Genomic DNA, 16,071 nt, shown 5'->3' with positions numbered 1-16,071 from the left:
ACGTCTCTAGCCCAAGACGGGCCATTTCCATAGCCATTTTTCAGAGAGCAGCCATTCCGTCATTCCGGTCCAGCGCGAAATCGCGCAGCAGTGGCGAGGTCGAGCCTGCGATCAAATCACCGATCAATTGCGCGGCCATAAAACTGAACGTGATCCCGTTGCCACCATAGCCGTAGGCGGCATAGATGCCTTTGGCGCCGGGGACGGGACCGATCAGCGGCAGGCCGTCGCGTGTGGTATCGAAGGTGCCGGACCAGCGGAATTCGATCTCTGTGTTCGCAACCGGCCAGAGTGCTGCGAGCTTTTTTGCCAATGCCCTGGATTTCTCCAGGATCAGGCGATCGCGCCGCTCGGGTTCGATCTCTTCCTCGCTGTCCTCGCCGCCGATGATGATCCGTCCCGCCCGCGTTGTTCGCGCATAGAGATAATCCTTGCTGTTCTCCCAGATCAGTGCGGCGTCCTTCCAGACATTCTGCGGCTGCGGCGTGGTCCCGATGGCCCAACTGGAAGATACAGTTTGAATGGTCGAATGGACGATATCGGGCATGACATAGCCGGTGGCGAGCACGACCGAACGGGCCTCGATCTGGCGGCCGTTATGGAGCTGAACGCCGACCGAGCGCGCGGCCGCGTCGAATTCGACGGCTTCTCCCTCGAACAGGCGGGCGCCGCGGGTAACAGCCAGCCGCAGCAGACCACGCACCAACTGCATGGGATCGGCGTCGGCCGCGCCCGGCGACACGATCGCACCGGCGCGTGCGATCCCATAGCCATCGAGCAGCGGCGCATGGTCCAGAAAATCGCCGGGCAGACCGGCGCGCATTCGAAGCTGATGTTCTCCAAGCAATTCAGCGCTGGTATCGCCCGCAGCCAGATAAAGTGAATCCTTGTCGCGCATGTCGCAGGCGACGCCGAGTTGCAGGACCAGCGATTTCAGGCCGGTAACCGCGGCAAGGCTGGCGCGATAGGCGCGCGATGCCCGCTCGAAGCCATAGGCCTCAGTCAATTCGGTCAGCGATCGATCGATCTCCCACAGCAGCATCGACGTGCTCGCGGCCGTGCTGCCGCGCCCGGGCAGTTCGCGATCGATGATGACGACATTCAGTCCCTGACGCGTCAGTCGCTCGGCGATCAGCGATCCGGTGATACCTGCGCCGATGATAAGTGCATCGCATTTGATGTTCTCGACGACTTCGCGGCGGACCGGTTGTCCGGCGACCGCAAACCACGGCGAACGGCCGCCGCGCAAATCGGCCTGTTCGGTATCGTCTGGATCGAGAACGCCGATAACAAACCCTCTAACGCTGGCGCAAAGTGTCGCGGCGCACGCCTGCGCCTCATCGTCTTAACAGAGACGATAAGATGTTGTTCCGAGTGGAGGAGCGCGGTGCCGTGAGGACGGCGCCGGTTCCACTTTCCTGCCGATGAAACGATCGGAAAGAGCTAAGAAACAGCGATGCCTCAATACCCCAGCGCGCAACCATCCTTGCGCGGATCGGAACCGCCGGTCAGCGTGCCCTTGTCCCAGTCGATCCAGATCGCCTGGCCGCCGCCGAGCGGGCCGACCACGCTGGTGGTCTTGTGCCCGATCTTTTTCAGGCCCTCGACGATGTCGGCCGGCACGCTGTCCTCGAGCTGGTAGACGCCCTCGTAATGCAAACCGCGCGGCATATCGATCGCTTCCTGCACGTCGCAGCCGTAGTCCAGCATGTTGGTCAGCACATGGGTCTGGCCGACCGGCTGATACTGCCCACCCATCACGCCGAACGGCATCACCGCGCGGCCGTTTTTGGTCGCAAGGCTGGGAATGATCGTGTGCAGCGGCCGCTTGCCCGGCGCGATGCAATTGGGATGGCCGGGCTGGATACGGAAGCCGCCGGCGCGATTCTGCAGCAGAATGCCGGTCTTGTTCGACACGATCGCCGAACCGAAGGAGTGCGCGATCGAGTTGATGAACGAGCAAACGTTGCGGTCCTTGTCGACCACGGTGATATAGACGGTCGAGGGATTCATCGGCGGCGCGACGTTGGGCAGATCAAGCAGCCCGTCCATCCGGATCTTGCTGATATGCTCCTCGGCGAATTCCTTTGCCAGAATGCCGGCGACGTCGACGTGAACCTGCTGGGGATCGCCGATATATTGCTCCCGCATCATGTAGGCGATGCGCGCCGCTTCAGCTTCCAGGTGGAAGCGCTCGACGCTGAGCGCCGGAAACTTCGTCAGGTCGAAGCGGGAGAGGATGTTCAGCATGACCAGCATGGTGATGCCCGGGCCGTTCGGCGGGCACTGCCAGACGTCATAGCCCTTGTAGATGGTGCCGATTGGCGACGTCGTCTCGGTGGTATGAGCTGCGAAATCTTCCAGCGTGTGCAGACCGCCGATGCCGCGCAGGGTATCGACCATGTCGGCGGCAATCTCGCCGCTGTAGAACGCATCGCGGCCGCCCTTGGCGATCGCGCGCAGTGTCTTGCCGAGTTCGGGCTGATGGATCACGTCGCCGGCGACCGCGGGCTTGCCATGCGGCAGCAAATAGCGCGCGGTGTTGGTGCCGTTCTTCAGCTTGTCAAAGCCGTTCTTCCAGTCGAAGGCGATGCGCGGGGCGACGATGTAGCCTTCTTCCGCGGCCTTGATCGCGGGCTGCAGCAAAGTGTCGAAACCGAGCTTGCCGTGATCGCGCAGCAGCGTGTCCCAGGCATCGATGGCGCCGGGAATGCTGACTGCATGCGCCGACGTCAGCGGCACCGAATGGATCTTGCGTTCCAGATACCAATCGGCCGTTGCCGCCATCGGCGCGCGGCCCGAGCCATTATAGGCTGTGATCTTGCCCTCGCCCTTGGGCTGCACCAACGCGAAGCAGTCGCCGCCGATCCCGGTCGATTGCGGCTCGATCACCGCCAGCAGCGCGGAGGCCGCGATCGCAGCGTCCACGGCGGTACCGCCGGCGCGCATCACGTCGACCGCCACCAGCGCCGCCGCCGGATGCGACGTCGCCACCATCGCGTTCTGGGTGTGGACCGTCGAACGGCCGGCGAAATGGAAATTCCTCATGACAGATTGCTCACTTGACCGTTGTTTTTGCTGCGTTTGCCCCTGCGGAAACGGGGTTACATGACACATTCATCCCGGGCAGGGCAATGGCTGGCATACCAGAGAATTGGCGCCCCAGCCCTGCTTGGTGAACGCTGGAATGATCCCTGTTTTGCGGGGTTTCCCCTGCCCTGGCTGGCTGATAAACCCCCGAGATGCCCCACAAGGTCGCCGCTCTCTATCAATTTGCCCGGGTCCCGGATTTCCGGGAGCTGCACGAACCGCTGCGCGCAATCTGCGCTCGCCTTGGGCTGAAGGGCAGCGTGCTGCTGGCGCCGGAGGGCATCAACGGCACCGTTGCCGGCACGCCGGAGGCCATCGATGCGTTCGTCGGCGAGTTGCAACATGGCCCCCTGTTCGGCGACCGACTCGACAATCTCGAGCTGAAATTCTCGTCCAGCTCAACCATGCCGTTTGGGCGTATGAAGGTGCGGCTGAAGAAGGAAATCGTCACGCTCGGCGATGCGGAGGTCGATCCGACGCGACAGGTCGGCACCTATGTCGATCCCGCCGACTGGAACGCGCTGATCGCGGCCCCCGACACGCTCGTGATCGATACCCGCAACGCCTTCGAGGTCGCGATGGGGACCTTTGAAGGCGCGGTCGATCCGGGCATCCGGAGCTTTGGCCAGTTCAAGGAATTTACCGCCCAACATCTCGATCCGGCAAAGCACCGGAAGATCGCGATGTTCTGTACCGGCGGTATCAGATGTGAAAAAGCCAGCGCCTATCTGCTCTCGCGCGGCTTTGCCGAGGTCTATCATCTCAAGGGTGGCATCCTGCGATATCTGGAGGGCGTGCCGGAAGACCAGAGCCGCTGGCGCGGTGACTGTTTTGTGTTCGACGAACGCGTCGCGCTGGGACACGGCTTGCGCGAGCGCGGAACGGACGGGGCTTCCGATGAGTGAGGCGAAGGCGCTGAGCGACCGCATCGACGCGCTGGAGGTGCGGCTGACATTCCAGGACGAGACCATCGAGATGCTGAACCTGACCATCACCGCGCAATGGCAGCAGATCGATGCGCTGACGCGCCAGATCGCGGCGCTGAAGGAGCGTGTGCAGGAAGCGGAAAGCAACGCGACCGGCCCGCCAAACGATCCGCCGCCGCATTATTGAGTGTCCACTTAAAAGAACGGCCTCCGCATCGGAGGCCGTTCCCTCAAACTCTACGCAACGCCGTTAGCGATCGCGGTCGATGATGACCTTGCGATCACGGTCGAAGTCGCGGTCGTGACCGCGCTTGATGACGACGGTTTCGTCGCGATCGCGATCCCGGTATTCACGCTCGCGGATCACCTCACGGTCGCGATCACGGTCATGTCCAGTACCGACGGTGACACCGACACCACCGGGACCGACCCCGACGCCGACTTCTTCAGCGCTAACCGGCATCGCCAGCGAAACTCCAGCCACCGCGACGGCAGCCACTACAAGACGCTTGATCATCGCATGTTCCTCGCAAGGAAATTATCAGGGACGCAATTCGCGGCAATATGAATCGTTCCGCGTCGCGTCTAGCGGAAAACCGCGAAAACCCTTTCCCAGAGCGATTCGTTTTCGCGATCGCGGTCATGTTTCGACGGCGCCGGTTGCGTGGCGCTGACGGGATCGGAAGCCGGAAAGCTGTCCATCAGGCCGGCCTCGAGTTTCGCATGGATCTCCCGATCGGCCGCATGCGCCTCACGGGGATTGGCGGCGTGCTTGTCGTGCGGCGCCGGATCGAATCTCTCAGCCATGGGATACCTCCGTTGCCGAGACAACGCGTGAGATTCGGAGGAGTTCCAGCGGGAACCATTGATTGGCCCGGAACGACGCCTCGCGCTCAAGGCAACGTCACAACCCTAAATCGCTTGATAATCGATTCCAGCGGCTACGGCGCCGCATCATGCTGTCGTTGAAACTCATCACCAGAGTGAACCATGGCGACATTTCACCGCATGATCACGGCACTTGATCCGGACAAACTATTTCCACCCGGCAACCGGGACCGGAAAAGATCGCCAGCCGAAAGCCGTGCAACTTCACAATCGCGGCAACCAGGTTGAGACCGAGGCCAACGCCCGGGGTATTCCGGTCTTTTTCCGAGCGATAAAAGCGACGCAATACGGCGTCGCGTTCGCCTTCACTGATACCGCGTCCGGTATCGCTGACGCGCACCACGCTTTCACCTTCGCCGCGGATCAGATCGATATCGACCCTTCCGCCCACCGGGGTAAACTTGATGGCGTTGTCGACGAGGTTGGCCACCGCCTCGATCAACAGGTCGCGATCGCCGTGGACCGATATTTCCGGCGAGGCCTTAACCTTCAGGGCGATGTCCTTGTTTTCCGCAATCGGTTCGTAGATGTCGCGGACCTCGCGCAGCAATTGATCGAGTGCAACGACACCGAAGCCGGCGGAGCGCCGGCTGTTCTCGATTTCCGCCAACCGCAGCAAGGCGGTGACGATCGCCAGCGATTGATCGATGCCGGTGATCGTCTTGTCGGCAGTGGCCTGAAGCTGCTCGAGGGTTACCGCGTTGGCGCGACCGCGTTCCAGGGTCAGGCGTGCGCGCGTCAACGGCGTTCGCAAATCATGGGCAATGTCGTTGCCGACGCCGGCGAGCGCATGGATCATGGTTTCCATTTCGTCGAGCATGCCGTTGACGATCGCGGCCAGTTTCGAGAACGGATCGCCGTCGTCGCTCTGGGGCAGCCGCTCGCGCAGGTCGCCGGCAACGATGCGCTGAACCCGCGTGCTGACCTCCTCGACCCGCTTGGCTGCACGAAGGCTCGCCAGCGTGCCCGCCACCAGGCAGAGGCCCAGAGCAAACACCAGACCAAGCCCGAGCGCCTGACCGATGACACGGGCGACATCGACGGTTTCATCGACCAGTCGCCCGATCACCAGCACTTCGCCATCCGGCAGTTGCCGCGCCACGCCCTGCACCACCTGATTTTCGAGGCTTGCCGCACGTATCGCCATGATCTGCACGCGGTGCGCCGGAGTTCCGGTTTTGAGGCCGCGCGGCAGCTTGGCGATGTTGCCAGCAATGCGGCTTCCGTCGGCTCCGAACAAGCCGGCGAACTGGACACCACGCGAATCCTCCCTCAGATGCGCGTCGATCGCGTCCAGCAGGCGCTGATCCGACAGCAGGGAAATGACGTTGAGTTGCGTCATGATCATCTGATCGGATCGCGCCGTCAGGTAGCTGTCGGTTTTCCAGTAGACGAAGCCGAACAGCGCGACGATGATCGCCGTCAACGCCGCAGCCAGCACCAGCGCCCGGCGAAACGAAGTCGAGCGCACGAGTTCAGGCCAGATCATGCGCTCGCTCCGCCCTGAGGATGACGTGGCACGGCATCAGGTCGGCGTACGCAGGATAAATCCGGCGCCGCGGACATTGTGGATCATGGGTGTTTCGTCCGGGCCGTCCACTTTGTGGCGCAGCCGGCCCATGTGCACGTCCACGAGATTGGTCGCCGGTACGAATTTGTAGTTCCAGACTTCTTCGAGCAGCATGGCCCGCGTCAGCAACTGGTCGCAGCGTTGCATCATGTATTCGAGCAGGCGAAATTCCCGCGGCAACAAATCGATCTCGCGGGCGCCGCGTCTGGCCGTTCGCTCGATCAGGTCGAGCTCCAGCGCCCCCACGCGAAGGATGGTCTCGCGTGATTGCGCCGGCCGGCGCAGCAGCGCCTCGATCCGCGCCACGAGTTCGAGGATCGCGAACGGCTTGGTGAGATAATCGTCGCCGCCCGCCCGCAATCCGCGCACGCGGTCGTCGATCGCACCCAACGCGCTCAGAACCAGCACTGGGGTGCGCACCTGCTCCTGCCGCAGTGTCTCAATGATCGAGAGGCCGTCCATGCCGGGCAGCATCCGATCCACGATCAAGACGTCGGGGCATGACGAACGGGCCGAGGCCAGCCCTGCCGTTCCATCAGCACTCCATTCCACGTCGAAACCACGCTCGACCAGCTCGGCGGTAACCTCTTGTGCCGTTTCATCGTCGTCCTCGATCAGCAAAATTTTTGTCATGAGCGACTTGCCGATGGCCGGAAATGCGAGGGCTCCGCTGGTGGTGGCGCCGATCCGCGGGATTGCTGCAGTCAACCTGATGGCTGCTGCTGCGGTCATCATATATCCCCTTTATTGGGCCTGTTTAAGGGCCGCGACGACGCTATCGCAACTGCACCTGTGCGATCGGGCCCGGACTGTCGGCACGACCCTGCGCGATCACAAGATAGCGGCGCTGGGTCTTGTCCTCGCCGCGCACGATTTGGCGGATCGGCCCGGTGGCATTGACGATCGCCGAGCCTGCCGGATTGGTCATGAATGCCGACAACGGCTCGAGCGGCCCTTTTCCATCAAACTCGCGGGCAAGCGCGAGGACGTAGGGCTGCTTCGGTTCAAGCCCGGTTACCGAGGCCTGCAATATCTGGATCAGGCCTTGATCGAACAGCGAAACGCTGGTCGCGGCCTTATCCTCCGCCGTGTTGCCTGAATGCACTGCGCCCAAAGCCAGATGCACGGCCTGGCCGGCGACACCCAGCGGCTGCAGGTGAGCGGTGCCGTCCCCCTCGGGCACGGCGTTGGGAACGTAGTTGATGGCCTGCGGCGCCTGACCGACAGGGCTCGTCGAAATGACCTTGTTGGTCATGGTATCGATCGCGGCCATGCCATCGGCATTTTCGAGCCCGACGTAAATCCGGCTGCCGTCGCCCGACGGCCAGACCCCATGCGGCAGCTTGCCGACCGGGATGGTCGCAGTTAGCGAGAAATCGTCGGTGCGGAATACCTTGACTTCGTTCAGTCCGCCGACCGTAACATAGGCGAATGTCCCATTAGCGTTGCGGGCGAAGTTGACATGATTGGTGATCGGACCGGTATCGATCGACTTCAATACATTGAACGGTGGCTGCGCATTGAACACCATGGTCCGGCCGATGTCCTTGAGCGTGAACCAGACCTGCTTGCCGTCCGGCGTCGCCGCGATGTTCGGGCAGAACGGGCTGTCCTGCTTGACGTGACCGACGATCTGATGATCGGCGACGCTCACAACGACGGTTTCCGGATTGAACGATGAACAGACATAACCGTATTTGCCGTCGGGCGAGAAGATCTGCATGCCCGGACCCGCCGGCACCTTGATGCGCGACTTCTCTTCAAAACTCTGTCCGTCGAGCACCGCGACATAGTCCTCGCCGCGAACGGTTACCCAGACCTCCTTGCCGTCTGGCGTGAAGAACGGCTCGTGCGGCGAACGGCCGACATAGGTCGTGTGTTTCACCGCATTGGTGGCGGTGTCGATGAAGGTCACGGAGTTGCTGCCGATCGAGACCACCGCGATGGTTTTGTGATCGGGCGAGAAACCCATGCCGTGAACAAGCACCTGGCCCTTGTAGAGCGGACTGAAATTGCCGGGCTGGGGATCGCCGAGCCGGATGACGCCGACCAGCCGGTTGTCGACGGGATCAGTCACCGAGACGGTGTTGGAAAATTGCTCCGCGGAATAAACCCGATCGCGGTGGCTGACCGGAATATCCTGATCCGAAGCCGCACCGGGCGCCTGTCCCGCCATCGCGGGTGCTACACCTGATATCGCCGTGCAAGCCAGAAACGCCAATGCAAGAGAGGTACGTTTCATCGTCGGCTCCTATTGCATCGTCATGGAATGATGGGACACGGCATCGCGCGACATATCCGTCGCGCCGGGGGCGTCCGGCTGCGTCGGCGCAGCCACCGAGGGCGGCAATCGATCGCCGACGGCGAGCCGCATCGCGGCAATCTCCTGCTGCTGCGTGACGACGATTTCCTGCGCCAGACGCCGAAGCTGCTCGTTGTGGCCATAGCGCAGCACGGCCTGCGCCATGTCGATGGCGCCCTGGTGATGCGGCACCATCATCGCGACAAAATCACGATCGATATCCCCGGTCGGCTTGACCGTCATGTCGGCCATCATCTTGCTCATGGCGGCATCGTTTTCCGACAGAAACGGCGTTTCATCGGAACCATCTGACCGATCGGCGACATATTGTATCGGTGCTACGGGACCTTGTATCGGTGCTACGGGACCGCGGACGTGGTGCGGCCGCGTCGGCCCGTGCGCCAGGGCAAGGGACGTGGCGCTAACAGACAGGGTCGTCGCCAGCGAAATCATACGTTTGCGAATAAAGGAACTGGACAGCGAGACCATCTTACCTCCAGACAAAATCGGGACCTGCCGCGAACGGCAGGACGATGCCAAGCGGGGGTGATGGTCTCAATTAAATAGCGATTTAGAATTCTAAAATGGAATTTAGGGAAGGTGACAATCGGCCATCGTAGCCCGGATGGTGCCATCCAGGCTACGCTCTCCCGCGACGTCTACCGCGCATCCTCCAAAATCATGTCGGAGGCTTTTTCGGCGATCATGATGGTCGGCGCGTTGGTATTGCCCGACATCAGGTCCGGCATGATGGAGGCGTCGACCACGCGCAGCCCCTCGATGCCGCGCACCTTCAGCCGTTGATCGACCACCGCCAGGGGATCGTTGCCCATCCGGCAGGTCGAGGTCGGATGATAGACCGTGCTGCCGGTGCGGCGGCAGAAGTCCAGCAACTCGTCGTCGCTCGCGACCTTCGGCCCGGGATCGACTTCGCCGACCGCGTAAGGCTTCAGCGCGGGGGCAGCGAGAATCTTGCGCAGGATCCGGATGCCGTCGATGAAGGCCCGGCGATCGGTCTCGGTCGCGAGATAGTTGATCCGGATTTCCGGCGGCACCGCGGGATCCGCGCTCTTGATCCGCAGCGAGCCGCGGCTCTCGGGGCGCAACTGGCAAACGGAGGCCGTAAAGCCGGACTGCGCATGCAGCTTTTCGCCCATCTTGTCGGTCGAAAACGGCAGGAAGTGGATCTGGATATCGGGCGTCGCCAGGCGTGGATTGGTCTTGAAAAACGCCCCGGACGTGCCCGCGGCGATCGTCAGCGGCCCCTTGCGAAGCGCCGCATATTGCACCCCGGCCATGATGCGCCGAACAGGATTATTGACGACGTCGTTGAGCGTGATGGCCTGCGTGCAGCGCGTCACCAGCCTCACCTGCAAATGATCCTGCAGATCGTTGCCGACGCCGGGCGCATCGAGCACGATGTCGATGCCGTGCTGCTTCAGAAGATCCGCGGGCCCGACGCCGGAGAGCTGCAGCAATTGCGGCGAGTTGTACGCGCCGCTCGAGACCAGAATTTCCTTGCGCGCCTTTGCGGTGCGCAACCGGCCTTCCTGCTTGTATTCGACGGCGCGTGCGCGGCGGCCTTCGAACAGGATGCGCTGCGCCAGCGCCGAGGTTTCCACACGCAGATTGCCGCGCTTGATGGCGGGGCGAAGATAGGAGAATGCCGTGCTGGCGCGCCGGCCGCGCCGGGTCGTGGTCTGGAAAAAACCCGCGCCCTCCTGGCGCTCGCCGTTGAAATCGGGGTTGGTCGGAATGCCGGCCTCGGCCGCGGCCACGACAAAGGCTTCGGACAGCGGATCGGCGTGGCGCCAGTCCGATACCGGCAGCGGACCGCCTGCGCCATGATATTTGTCGGCGCCGCGCTGCTGGTTTTCGGCCTTCCTGAAATAGGGCAGCACGTCGTCATAGCCCCAGCCGGCGTTGCCGCGCTGGCGCCAGCGGTCGTAATCCTCATGCTGGCCACGCACGTAAAGCAGGCCGTTGATCGAGCTCGAGCCGCCGAGCACTTTGCCGCGCGGCTGAAACACCTGCCGGCCGTTCAGCCCCGGCTCCGGCTCGGTCTGGTACATCCAGTTGACGGTTTTTTCCTTGAACAGTTTTCCGTAGCCGAGCGGCACGTGGATCCAGATATTGGTATCCTTCGGGCCGGCCTCGAGCAGCAGCACCGAATGCTTGCCGTCGGCGCTCAGGCGGTTGGCGAGCACGCAGCCGGCCGAGCCGGCGCCGACGATGACATAGTCGTATTCTGCAGCGTGATTGTTATTGTTCATTGGTTTCCCCGGCGGTCGCGTCACCGGTGGTACAGACAAAGCCGCGGTTTGAAAAGACTATCGCCCCGCGTGCAGGTTCTGGATCAATTGCTTAATCAGCATGTTCAATTGGCCGGCATTTTCCGCACCGGCGAAGACGTAGCGATCCGGCCGCACGATGACGGCCTCAATGGCATTGTCCCGCATCCAGTCCGCAAACAGCCGCTATTCAAGCGGCCATCTGAAGGAATTGGATTTCGCAACTCAAGGATTGGAATATCCGAGCACCGAGGGGTCCGGCGCCTGATCGAGATGGGGCATCAGCCCTGGACTTTTGGCCGCCGCGCACTTCCGCCGTTGTGACTGCGGCGAACGGATTTTACTTTGGACGGACGCGCGGAACGCAAAGGACCGGACGCCTTGTCGTCCGCGGCGGACAATTCGTCCAGCGGCGAATTGTCGTCGGGAATGTGGAGTGTCGCCAGAAAATCGGCGCCGGCGCGCATCACGTGCTCGGCGGCAAGCGTAGCCGCGGAGCGCTCGTCGCCGGCGATGATGGCGCGCAGGATGCCGGCATGCTCGTCCCAGCTGCGGGCCTGACGCACCGGATCGGTCGGCGCGAACAGCATCGCCGTTCGCTCGCGCAGCCGCTTCAGCAGATCGGCCAGCACGCGATTGTGGCCGGCAGCCGCCAGTTCCTGGTGAAACTGCTGGTTGAGATCGGAGAGCAGGTCATAACGTTTCGCCGCGACCGCCTCGTTGCCCTGCTTCAGCACGGCCGCGATCCGCTTGAGGATGTCTTGTTCGCGGCGCCGGGCCGCAAGCCGCGCGTTCTGGCCTTCGAGCAGGGCGCGGACCTCGATCGTCTCGCGCGCCTCTTCGTCGGTCATCGACAGCACCGACGCGCCGCGCCGCGCCGTCACTTCGACCAGGCCCTCCGATTCCAGCACACGGATGGCTTCGCGCACGGGATTGCGGGAGACACCGAGTTCATCGGCCAGGCGCCCCTCGATCAGCCGTTCGCCGGGCTTCAGCCGACGGCTCAGGATGGCCTGGCGCAGTTCCTCGATCACCCTGCCGTGCAGGGAGGGGTAATCGTCACCAAGACGTTTGGAGTTTCCCAGCGTGCCTGCCATGAAGTGACCCGTTCGGCCGCGCCCACGAGTTAGCTGAACCGCGAAACGAGATCCAGCCAGTCGTCGGATATCAAGCTGACGGCGACAACACCGTATCTAAACTGCCGTCTGTATACCATCAAGATACCATCAAGCCATTGTCATTCGCCGTCAACAGGTGGCGCTTGCGCGGCGAAGGCGTTGGCTGCTGCGGCCGGCTTCGGTGTCCAGGACACGCTCACATCGCCGTTGAGAAATGTCTGGCATGCCATCCTGTAGCCTGCCGCGAATTGCTCCTCGGTCAGGTGTTTGCGTTCCTTCGGCTTGATCGCATCGGTGTTCTCGAGGCCCTTCTCGATCCGGCACTTGCACGTCCCGCAAATCCCGCCCCCGCATTTGAACGGAATGCCGCCCTTCTCGCGCAAGGATACGCGCAGCAGATTGCTGTTTTCCGGCGCCGTCACGGTTTTCCCGCCATTGGTTAGAAATGTGACTTCGATCATGACGGCTTCCGCACGATGCAGACAGGTTGACGGGTGATCAAAGCTTGCGCAGCTTCGTGTCCATATGGCCGAAAGACGTGAGGTGCTGAAGTTCGCTGAACGCACGTTCCGGCGTCTCGAACTTTTCCAGGAATTTCGAGGGCACCTCGTTCACGATCTGCGGTGACCAGGCTTCGTCGATCACCCTGACCTTGGTATCCCTGAGCAGCTCGGCGATCACGAAGGTCGCTTTCTTCACCCCGTAGAACAGATAATCGTAAGCCGCCAGCGGCCGCAGACCGTCGACGATTTCGGTACGGAATTGCCCGGGCTTGCTTGTCAGTATCACATACATGGGATCGCGACCCTCCGGCTCTGTTTTGCCCGGCAATCCGGCGATGCCTCTTGGCATCTGCCCAGACTCCGCGCGCAGCGTTGCATCAACCCACCCCGCCCGGCGCGACGACGTCGGCCAGCGGCGTTGCCTCCTGTGACAGCTCAATGTCGTGGGTGATCCAGAGCTGACAAGCCAGGCGATATCCGCGCTCGATCCTGGCTCCGAGGCGCTTCTTCTCTTTCCAGTTCGGCTCCGGCAGGTGGTCGCCGCCCTTGATGATCAGGGACGCGCATTTCCCGCACTTGCCCATGCCGCAGCCATACAGAAAGTTCGGATACGGAAACTGCCGTATGCCGGCCCTGACGACGAGATTGGTGTTCTCCTTGATCTCGCCCTGAAAGATCTGGCCGTTCCTGTGAAAAACCACGTTCGGCACTCCGCCAGTCTCCGGTGATGGCGTCGATCAGGCCTGCAACAGGGCGCGTTCGTCAGCCGGCACCCTGGTTTCGGCCGTCTCCAGTTCCGCCAACGGAATGTCATTGGCGACATAGTCGTGATAGAGCGCAGTGGTGTAGAGCAGCCGCATCTGCGCGCCGATTTCGCAGATCTTGAGGCAGCGCTGCTGCAGCTCCACCGTGTTGGCGTGTTCGAGCACGATCTGGTAGCCGCGCTCGCCGTGGATTTCATCGGAGACGATGTGAAGGTGGAAGAACTCGACCTCCTCGTCGGTGAACTTGTATTTCTCGCGCAGGGTCGGCGTCTGCTTGCGATAGATCGAGGGCACCTGCGATTCGAGACCGACCACGAGACCTGCCACCGCGACGATCGGGTCCTCGCGCATCGCAACCGCGTAGCACCAGCTTTGCAGCCCGCGGGTCGTCGGGGTCATGTTGTCGGGATCCTTGACCCGCGCCGCTGACGTGCCGCAGGCCTCGGCGAAACGGATCAAGAGATCGGTATGGCGATCACCGCCGATTTCCTCCTCGTACATGTTGGCGAGCAGGAAATCCTTGGCTTCCTGATATTGTTCGGGCATCCGCGCATAGATGTAGCCGAGATAGTCGGCGAACGGCCCGACATAATGGTAGTGGTTCTCCGCCCAGCGCGCGAGATGCGCGCGGCTCAGCTTGCCGCTGGCCCAGGCGATACTGAAGGGCGCCTTGTTCGCGCTCTTGCCCTTGATCGCGCTTTCGAGTGCGGTGCGAAATTGAACATGATCCATAAGCTGCTGCATCGTCGCGCTCCTGTCGCGTGAGAGATGGCGTCCGGCATCAGGCTGCGGACCTCTTGGTGGGACGGCAGCTGCGCCAATCAGTATATTGTATACAAAATTGGCGCCCTGTCAACGGTTGGACGGCTGGGTTACTCACCGGATTTTCGCGCGAAGATTTTGCGCCTAACGCCTATATTTAGGACATATATTTCACCTATCAGGGCTCCCGTATCAGGGCTCCCGCCATTCCCTGCTCCAGCGACTTCCTGCGATCCGGTCACAATTAATTGTTGCAAATCTAGAATACAGTATACAAACTGCGTCTGTTCTTTTGGGGAGCAACCGACCATGCAACAGCACGTTCCGATCGTCTCCGCGCATTGGGTTTACCTATTCGGCGTCGCCACCATCGTCCTGACGATGATCTGGCGCGCCAACGTCGTCGTGCCGTCGGTGATCGCCACGTTCCTGGTCGCGCTCGCCTGGACGCATAGTCCGGTTTCGGCGCTGGCCAGCATCTTCAACGCCAGCTTCACCGCCGCCAAGGAACTCTTCAATATCTTCCTGGTAATCGCGCTGATGACGGCGCTGTTGAACGCGCTCAAGGTGCTACGCTCCGACATCCGCATGGTCGAGCCGTTTCGCGCGGTCATGAAGAACGGGCACGCCGCCTATTTCGTCCTCGCCGCCATCACCTACGTTATCTCGCTGTTCTTCTGGCCGACGCCCGCGGTGCCGCTGGTTTCGGCCGTGCTGTTGCCGGCGGCGATCGCAGCCGGCCTGCCGCCGCTCGGTGGCGCCCTCGCCATCGCGATCGCCGGACAGGGCATGGCGCTCTCGTCCGACTACGTCATCGGCGTCGCCCCCGGGATCAGCGCCAAGGCTGCCGGCATCGCAGTCAGCGCCGCCACGGTGGCTGACCGGGCACTGGTGCTGTCGCTGATCACCGGCGTGATAGCGATGATGTTGGCTTATCTGTCGATCCGCAAGTCGATCACCAAGCCGGACGACAGGTTGCTCGAACGTTGGCAGGCGCAGTCCGTCAATGGCGACCTGGCACGGGTCGAGGAGGAAGGCACTTTCGACAAGGCGGAGATTGCGCGCGGGACCGCCGAGGGCCAGAAGCCGTTCGCGACCCAGGCACAGATCGACAAGGAGCTTGCCTCCCTGCCGAGCCGCCGGGAGGCATGGTCCAAGTTCTTCGCCGTCGCCACGCCGCTCGCTTTCCTGTGCGTGATCGTCGTGATGGTGCTCGCGAAGGCCGGCATCGGCCATGATCTCAAGGGCGGCGACGCCGCCGCGCTGGTCGGCGGCGTCGCTGCGGTCCTGATGATCTGCGCATCGTTCGTTACCGACAATTTGCGCAAATTCCTCGATGCCAGCGCCGACCATGTCACCGAAGGCTTCGTCTTCGCGTTCAAGGCCATGGGCTCGGTGTTGCCGATTGCCGGCTTCTTCTTTCTCGGCGCCGAGCAGGGCCTGTCCTCGCCCATTCTCGGCGTTCCGGCGGCGCAGGCGCCGAATCTGCTGTTCGAACTCGTTCAGGCGGCACAGGGCTGGATTCCGCACAATCAGGTGTTCGTCGCCTTCGGCGTGCTGATCGCCGGTATGATCACCGGCATCGATGGCTCCGGTTTCGCCGGCCTGCCGCTCACCGGCTCGCTCTCGGGCGCGTTGGCGCCGGGGGTCGGACTCGATCCGGCGACGCTCGCCGCCGTCGGCCAGATGGGCGCGGTATGGACCGGCGGCGGCACGCTGGTGGCGTGGTCATCGCTGATCGCGGTAGCCGGGTTCGCACGCGTGCCGGTGTTCCAGATCGTTCAGACCGTGATGATCCCGGTTGTCACCGGACTGGTGGCGTCGACGATCTGCGCCGTCCTGATCTGGCATTGAAAG

The 16,071-nt window shown here is 62.5% G+C and carries 18 protein-coding genes; 3 read left to right on the top strand and 15 right to left on the bottom strand.

Annotated features, from left to right (window positions below; translation table 11 throughout):
- Window positions 1-40: 40 nt before the first annotated feature.
- On the bottom strand, window positions 41-1,249 hold the full coding sequence (locus tag V1289_RS33270; RefSeq protein ID WP_334402390.1) for an NAD(P)/FAD-dependent oxidoreductase: 1,209 nt from the start codon (window positions 1,247-1,249) through the stop codon (window positions 41-43).
- A gap of 212 nt (window positions 1,250-1,461) precedes the next feature.
- Window positions 1,462-3,048 carry a gamma-glutamyltransferase gene (gene ggt / locus V1289_RS33265; protein ID WP_334402388.1) on the bottom strand — a complete coding sequence of 529 codons (1,587 nt, stop codon included), beginning with the start codon at window positions 3,046-3,048 and terminating at the stop codon, window positions 1,462-1,464.
- 194 nt (window positions 3,049-3,242) lie between these two features.
- Between ggt and trhO the strand changes: the two genes are divergently transcribed.
- A complete protein-coding gene (gene trhO, locus V1289_RS33260) occupies window positions 3,243-3,995 on the top strand; it encodes an oxygen-dependent tRNA uridine(34) hydroxylase TrhO (RefSeq protein WP_334402386.1) in 753 nt (250 codons plus the stop codon).
- Window positions 3,988-4,203 carry a SlyX family protein gene (locus V1289_RS33255; protein ID WP_334402384.1) on the top strand — a complete coding sequence of 72 codons (216 nt, stop codon included), beginning with the start codon at window positions 3,988-3,990 and terminating at the stop codon, window positions 4,201-4,203. The genes trhO and V1289_RS33255 overlap by 8 nt, the downstream gene beginning before the upstream one ends.
- A 63-nt stretch (window positions 4,204-4,266) precedes the next feature.
- On the opposite strand, the gene V1289_RS33250 is transcribed toward V1289_RS33255, so the two are convergent.
- The 13 genes from V1289_RS33250 to V1289_RS33190 all read right to left on the bottom strand — a co-directional run bounded on the left by V1289_RS33250 (window position 4,267) and on the right by V1289_RS33190 (window position 14,196).
- Entirely contained in the window at window positions 4,267-4,533 is a 267-nt protein-coding gene (locus V1289_RS33250; RefSeq protein WP_334402382.1) for a hypothetical protein, read from the bottom strand.
- Between the two features lie 68 nt (window positions 4,534-4,601).
- The gene (locus tag V1289_RS33245) at window positions 4,602-4,823 is read right to left on the bottom strand and encodes a hypothetical protein (protein ID WP_334402381.1); all 222 of its coding nucleotides are present in this window, start codon (window positions 4,821-4,823) and stop codon (window positions 4,602-4,604) included.
- A gap of 205 nt (window positions 4,824-5,028) precedes the next feature.
- Entirely contained in the window at window positions 5,029-6,393 is a 1,365-nt protein-coding gene (locus V1289_RS33240) for a sensor histidine kinase (protein WP_334402379.1), read from the bottom strand.
- Between the two features lie 36 nt (window positions 6,394-6,429).
- On the bottom strand, window positions 6,430-7,107 hold the full coding sequence (locus V1289_RS33235; protein WP_309184877.1) for a response regulator transcription factor: 678 nt from the start codon (window positions 7,105-7,107) through the stop codon (window positions 6,430-6,432).
- A gap of 142 nt (window positions 7,108-7,249) precedes the next feature.
- Window positions 7,250-8,716, bottom strand: coding sequence for a YncE family protein (locus V1289_RS33230; protein ID WP_334402378.1), 1,467 nt, complete (start codon window positions 8,714-8,716; stop codon window positions 7,250-7,252).
- A gap of 9 nt (window positions 8,717-8,725) precedes the next feature.
- On the bottom strand, window positions 8,726-9,265 hold the full coding sequence (locus V1289_RS33225) for a DUF305 domain-containing protein (RefSeq protein ID WP_334402376.1): 540 nt from the start codon (window positions 9,263-9,265) through the stop codon (window positions 8,726-8,728).
- A 170-nt stretch (window positions 9,266-9,435) separates the two neighbouring features.
- Window positions 9,436-11,049 carry a GMC family oxidoreductase gene (locus V1289_RS33220; RefSeq protein ID WP_334402374.1) on the bottom strand — a complete coding sequence of 538 codons (1,614 nt, stop codon included), beginning with the start codon at window positions 11,047-11,049 and terminating at the stop codon, window positions 9,436-9,438.
- A gap of 57 nt (window positions 11,050-11,106) precedes the next feature.
- Window positions 11,107-11,235: a hypothetical protein gene (locus tag V1289_RS33215; RefSeq protein WP_334402372.1), complete on the bottom strand. Its 129-nt coding sequence runs from the start codon at window positions 11,233-11,235 to the stop codon at window positions 11,107-11,109.
- A 113-nt stretch (window positions 11,236-11,348) separates the two neighbouring features.
- On the bottom strand, window positions 11,349-12,164 hold the full coding sequence (locus tag V1289_RS33210; protein ID WP_334402370.1) for a GntR family transcriptional regulator: 816 nt from the start codon (window positions 12,162-12,164) through the stop codon (window positions 11,349-11,351).
- Between the two features lie 140 nt (window positions 12,165-12,304).
- Window positions 12,305-12,646 carry a 2Fe-2S iron-sulfur cluster binding domain-containing protein gene (locus tag V1289_RS33205; protein ID WP_334402368.1) on the bottom strand — a complete coding sequence of 114 codons (342 nt, stop codon included), beginning with the start codon at window positions 12,644-12,646 and terminating at the stop codon, window positions 12,305-12,307.
- A gap of 37 nt (window positions 12,647-12,683) precedes the next feature.
- Entirely contained in the window at window positions 12,684-13,037 is a 354-nt protein-coding gene (locus tag V1289_RS33200) for a ferredoxin (RefSeq protein ID WP_334402366.1), read from the bottom strand.
- Window positions 13,038-13,065: 28 nt separating this feature from the next.
- The gene (locus V1289_RS33195; RefSeq protein ID WP_334402363.1) at window positions 13,066-13,398 is read right to left on the bottom strand and encodes a 2Fe-2S iron-sulfur cluster-binding protein; all 333 of its coding nucleotides are present in this window, start codon (window positions 13,396-13,398) and stop codon (window positions 13,066-13,068) included.
- A gap of 27 nt (window positions 13,399-13,425) precedes the next feature.
- The gene (locus tag V1289_RS33190; protein WP_334402361.1) at window positions 13,426-14,196 is read right to left on the bottom strand and encodes a TenA family transcriptional regulator; all 771 of its coding nucleotides are present in this window, start codon (window positions 14,194-14,196) and stop codon (window positions 13,426-13,428) included.
- 327 nt (window positions 14,197-14,523) lie between these two features.
- On the opposite strand from V1289_RS33190, the gene V1289_RS33185 reads away from it, so the two are divergent.
- Window positions 14,524-16,068: a hypothetical protein gene (locus V1289_RS33185; RefSeq protein WP_334402359.1), complete on the top strand. Its 1,545-nt coding sequence runs from the start codon at window positions 14,524-14,526 to the stop codon at window positions 16,066-16,068.
- The last annotated feature ends 3 nt before the right edge of the window (window positions 16,069-16,071 follow it).

This window comes from Bradyrhizobium sp. AZCC 2289 (genome assembly GCF_036924615.1).
Taxonomy (GTDB): domain Bacteria; phylum Pseudomonadota; class Alphaproteobacteria; order Rhizobiales; family Xanthobacteraceae; genus Bradyrhizobium.
Note: the sequence above shows the minus strand (reverse complement) of the source record. Positions and strands in the feature narration are given on the sequence as shown.

Coding starts and splice junctions, on each gene's coding strand:
- V1289_RS33200 (WP_334402366.1), bottom strand. CDS start 13,037: ATGCCAAGAGGCATCGCCGGATTGCCGGGCAAAACAGAGCCGGAGGGT.
- ggt (WP_334402388.1), bottom strand. CDS start 3,048: ATGAGGAATTTCCATTTCGCCGGCCGTTCGACGGTCCACACCCAGAAC.
- V1289_RS33215 (WP_334402372.1), bottom strand. CDS start 11,235: ATGCGGGACAATGCCATTGAGGCCGTCATCGTGCGGCCGGATCGCTAC.
- V1289_RS33245 (WP_334402381.1), bottom strand. CDS start 4,823: ATGGCTGAGAGATTCGATCCGGCGCCGCACGACAAGCACGCCGCCAAT.
- V1289_RS33235 (WP_309184877.1), bottom strand. CDS start 7,107: ATGACAAAAATTTTGCTGATCGAGGACGACGATGAAACGGCACAAGAG.
- V1289_RS33230 (WP_334402378.1), bottom strand. CDS start 8,716: ATGAAACGTACCTCTCTTGCATTGGCGTTTCTGGCTTGCACGGCGATA.
- V1289_RS33220 (WP_334402374.1), bottom strand. CDS start 11,049: ATGAACAATAACAATCACGCTGCAGAATACGACTATGTCATCGTCGGC.
- V1289_RS33210 (WP_334402370.1), bottom strand. CDS start 12,164: ATGGCAGGCACGCTGGGAAACTCCAAACGTCTTGGTGACGATTACCCC.
- V1289_RS33205 (WP_334402368.1), bottom strand. CDS start 12,646: ATGATCGAAGTCACATTTCTAACCAATGGCGGGAAAACCGTGACGGCG.
- V1289_RS33240 (WP_334402379.1), bottom strand. CDS start 6,393: ATGATCTGGCCTGAACTCGTGCGCTCGACTTCGTTTCGCCGGGCGCTG.
- trhO (WP_334402386.1), top strand. CDS start 3,243: ATGCCCCACAAGGTCGCCGCTCTCTATCAATTTGCCCGGGTCCCGGAT.
- V1289_RS33185 (WP_334402359.1), top strand. CDS start 14,524: ATGCAACAGCACGTTCCGATCGTCTCCGCGCATTGGGTTTACCTATTC.
- V1289_RS33225 (WP_334402376.1), bottom strand. CDS start 9,265: ATGGTCTCGCTGTCCAGTTCCTTTATTCGCAAACGTATGATTTCGCTG.
- V1289_RS33190 (WP_334402361.1), bottom strand. CDS start 14,196: ATGCAGCAGCTTATGGATCATGTTCAATTTCGCACCGCACTCGAAAGC.
- V1289_RS33255 (WP_334402384.1), top strand. CDS start 3,988: ATGAGTGAGGCGAAGGCGCTGAGCGACCGCATCGACGCGCTGGAGGTG.
- V1289_RS33250 (WP_334402382.1), bottom strand. CDS start 4,533: ATGATCAAGCGTCTTGTAGTGGCTGCCGTCGCGGTGGCTGGAGTTTCG.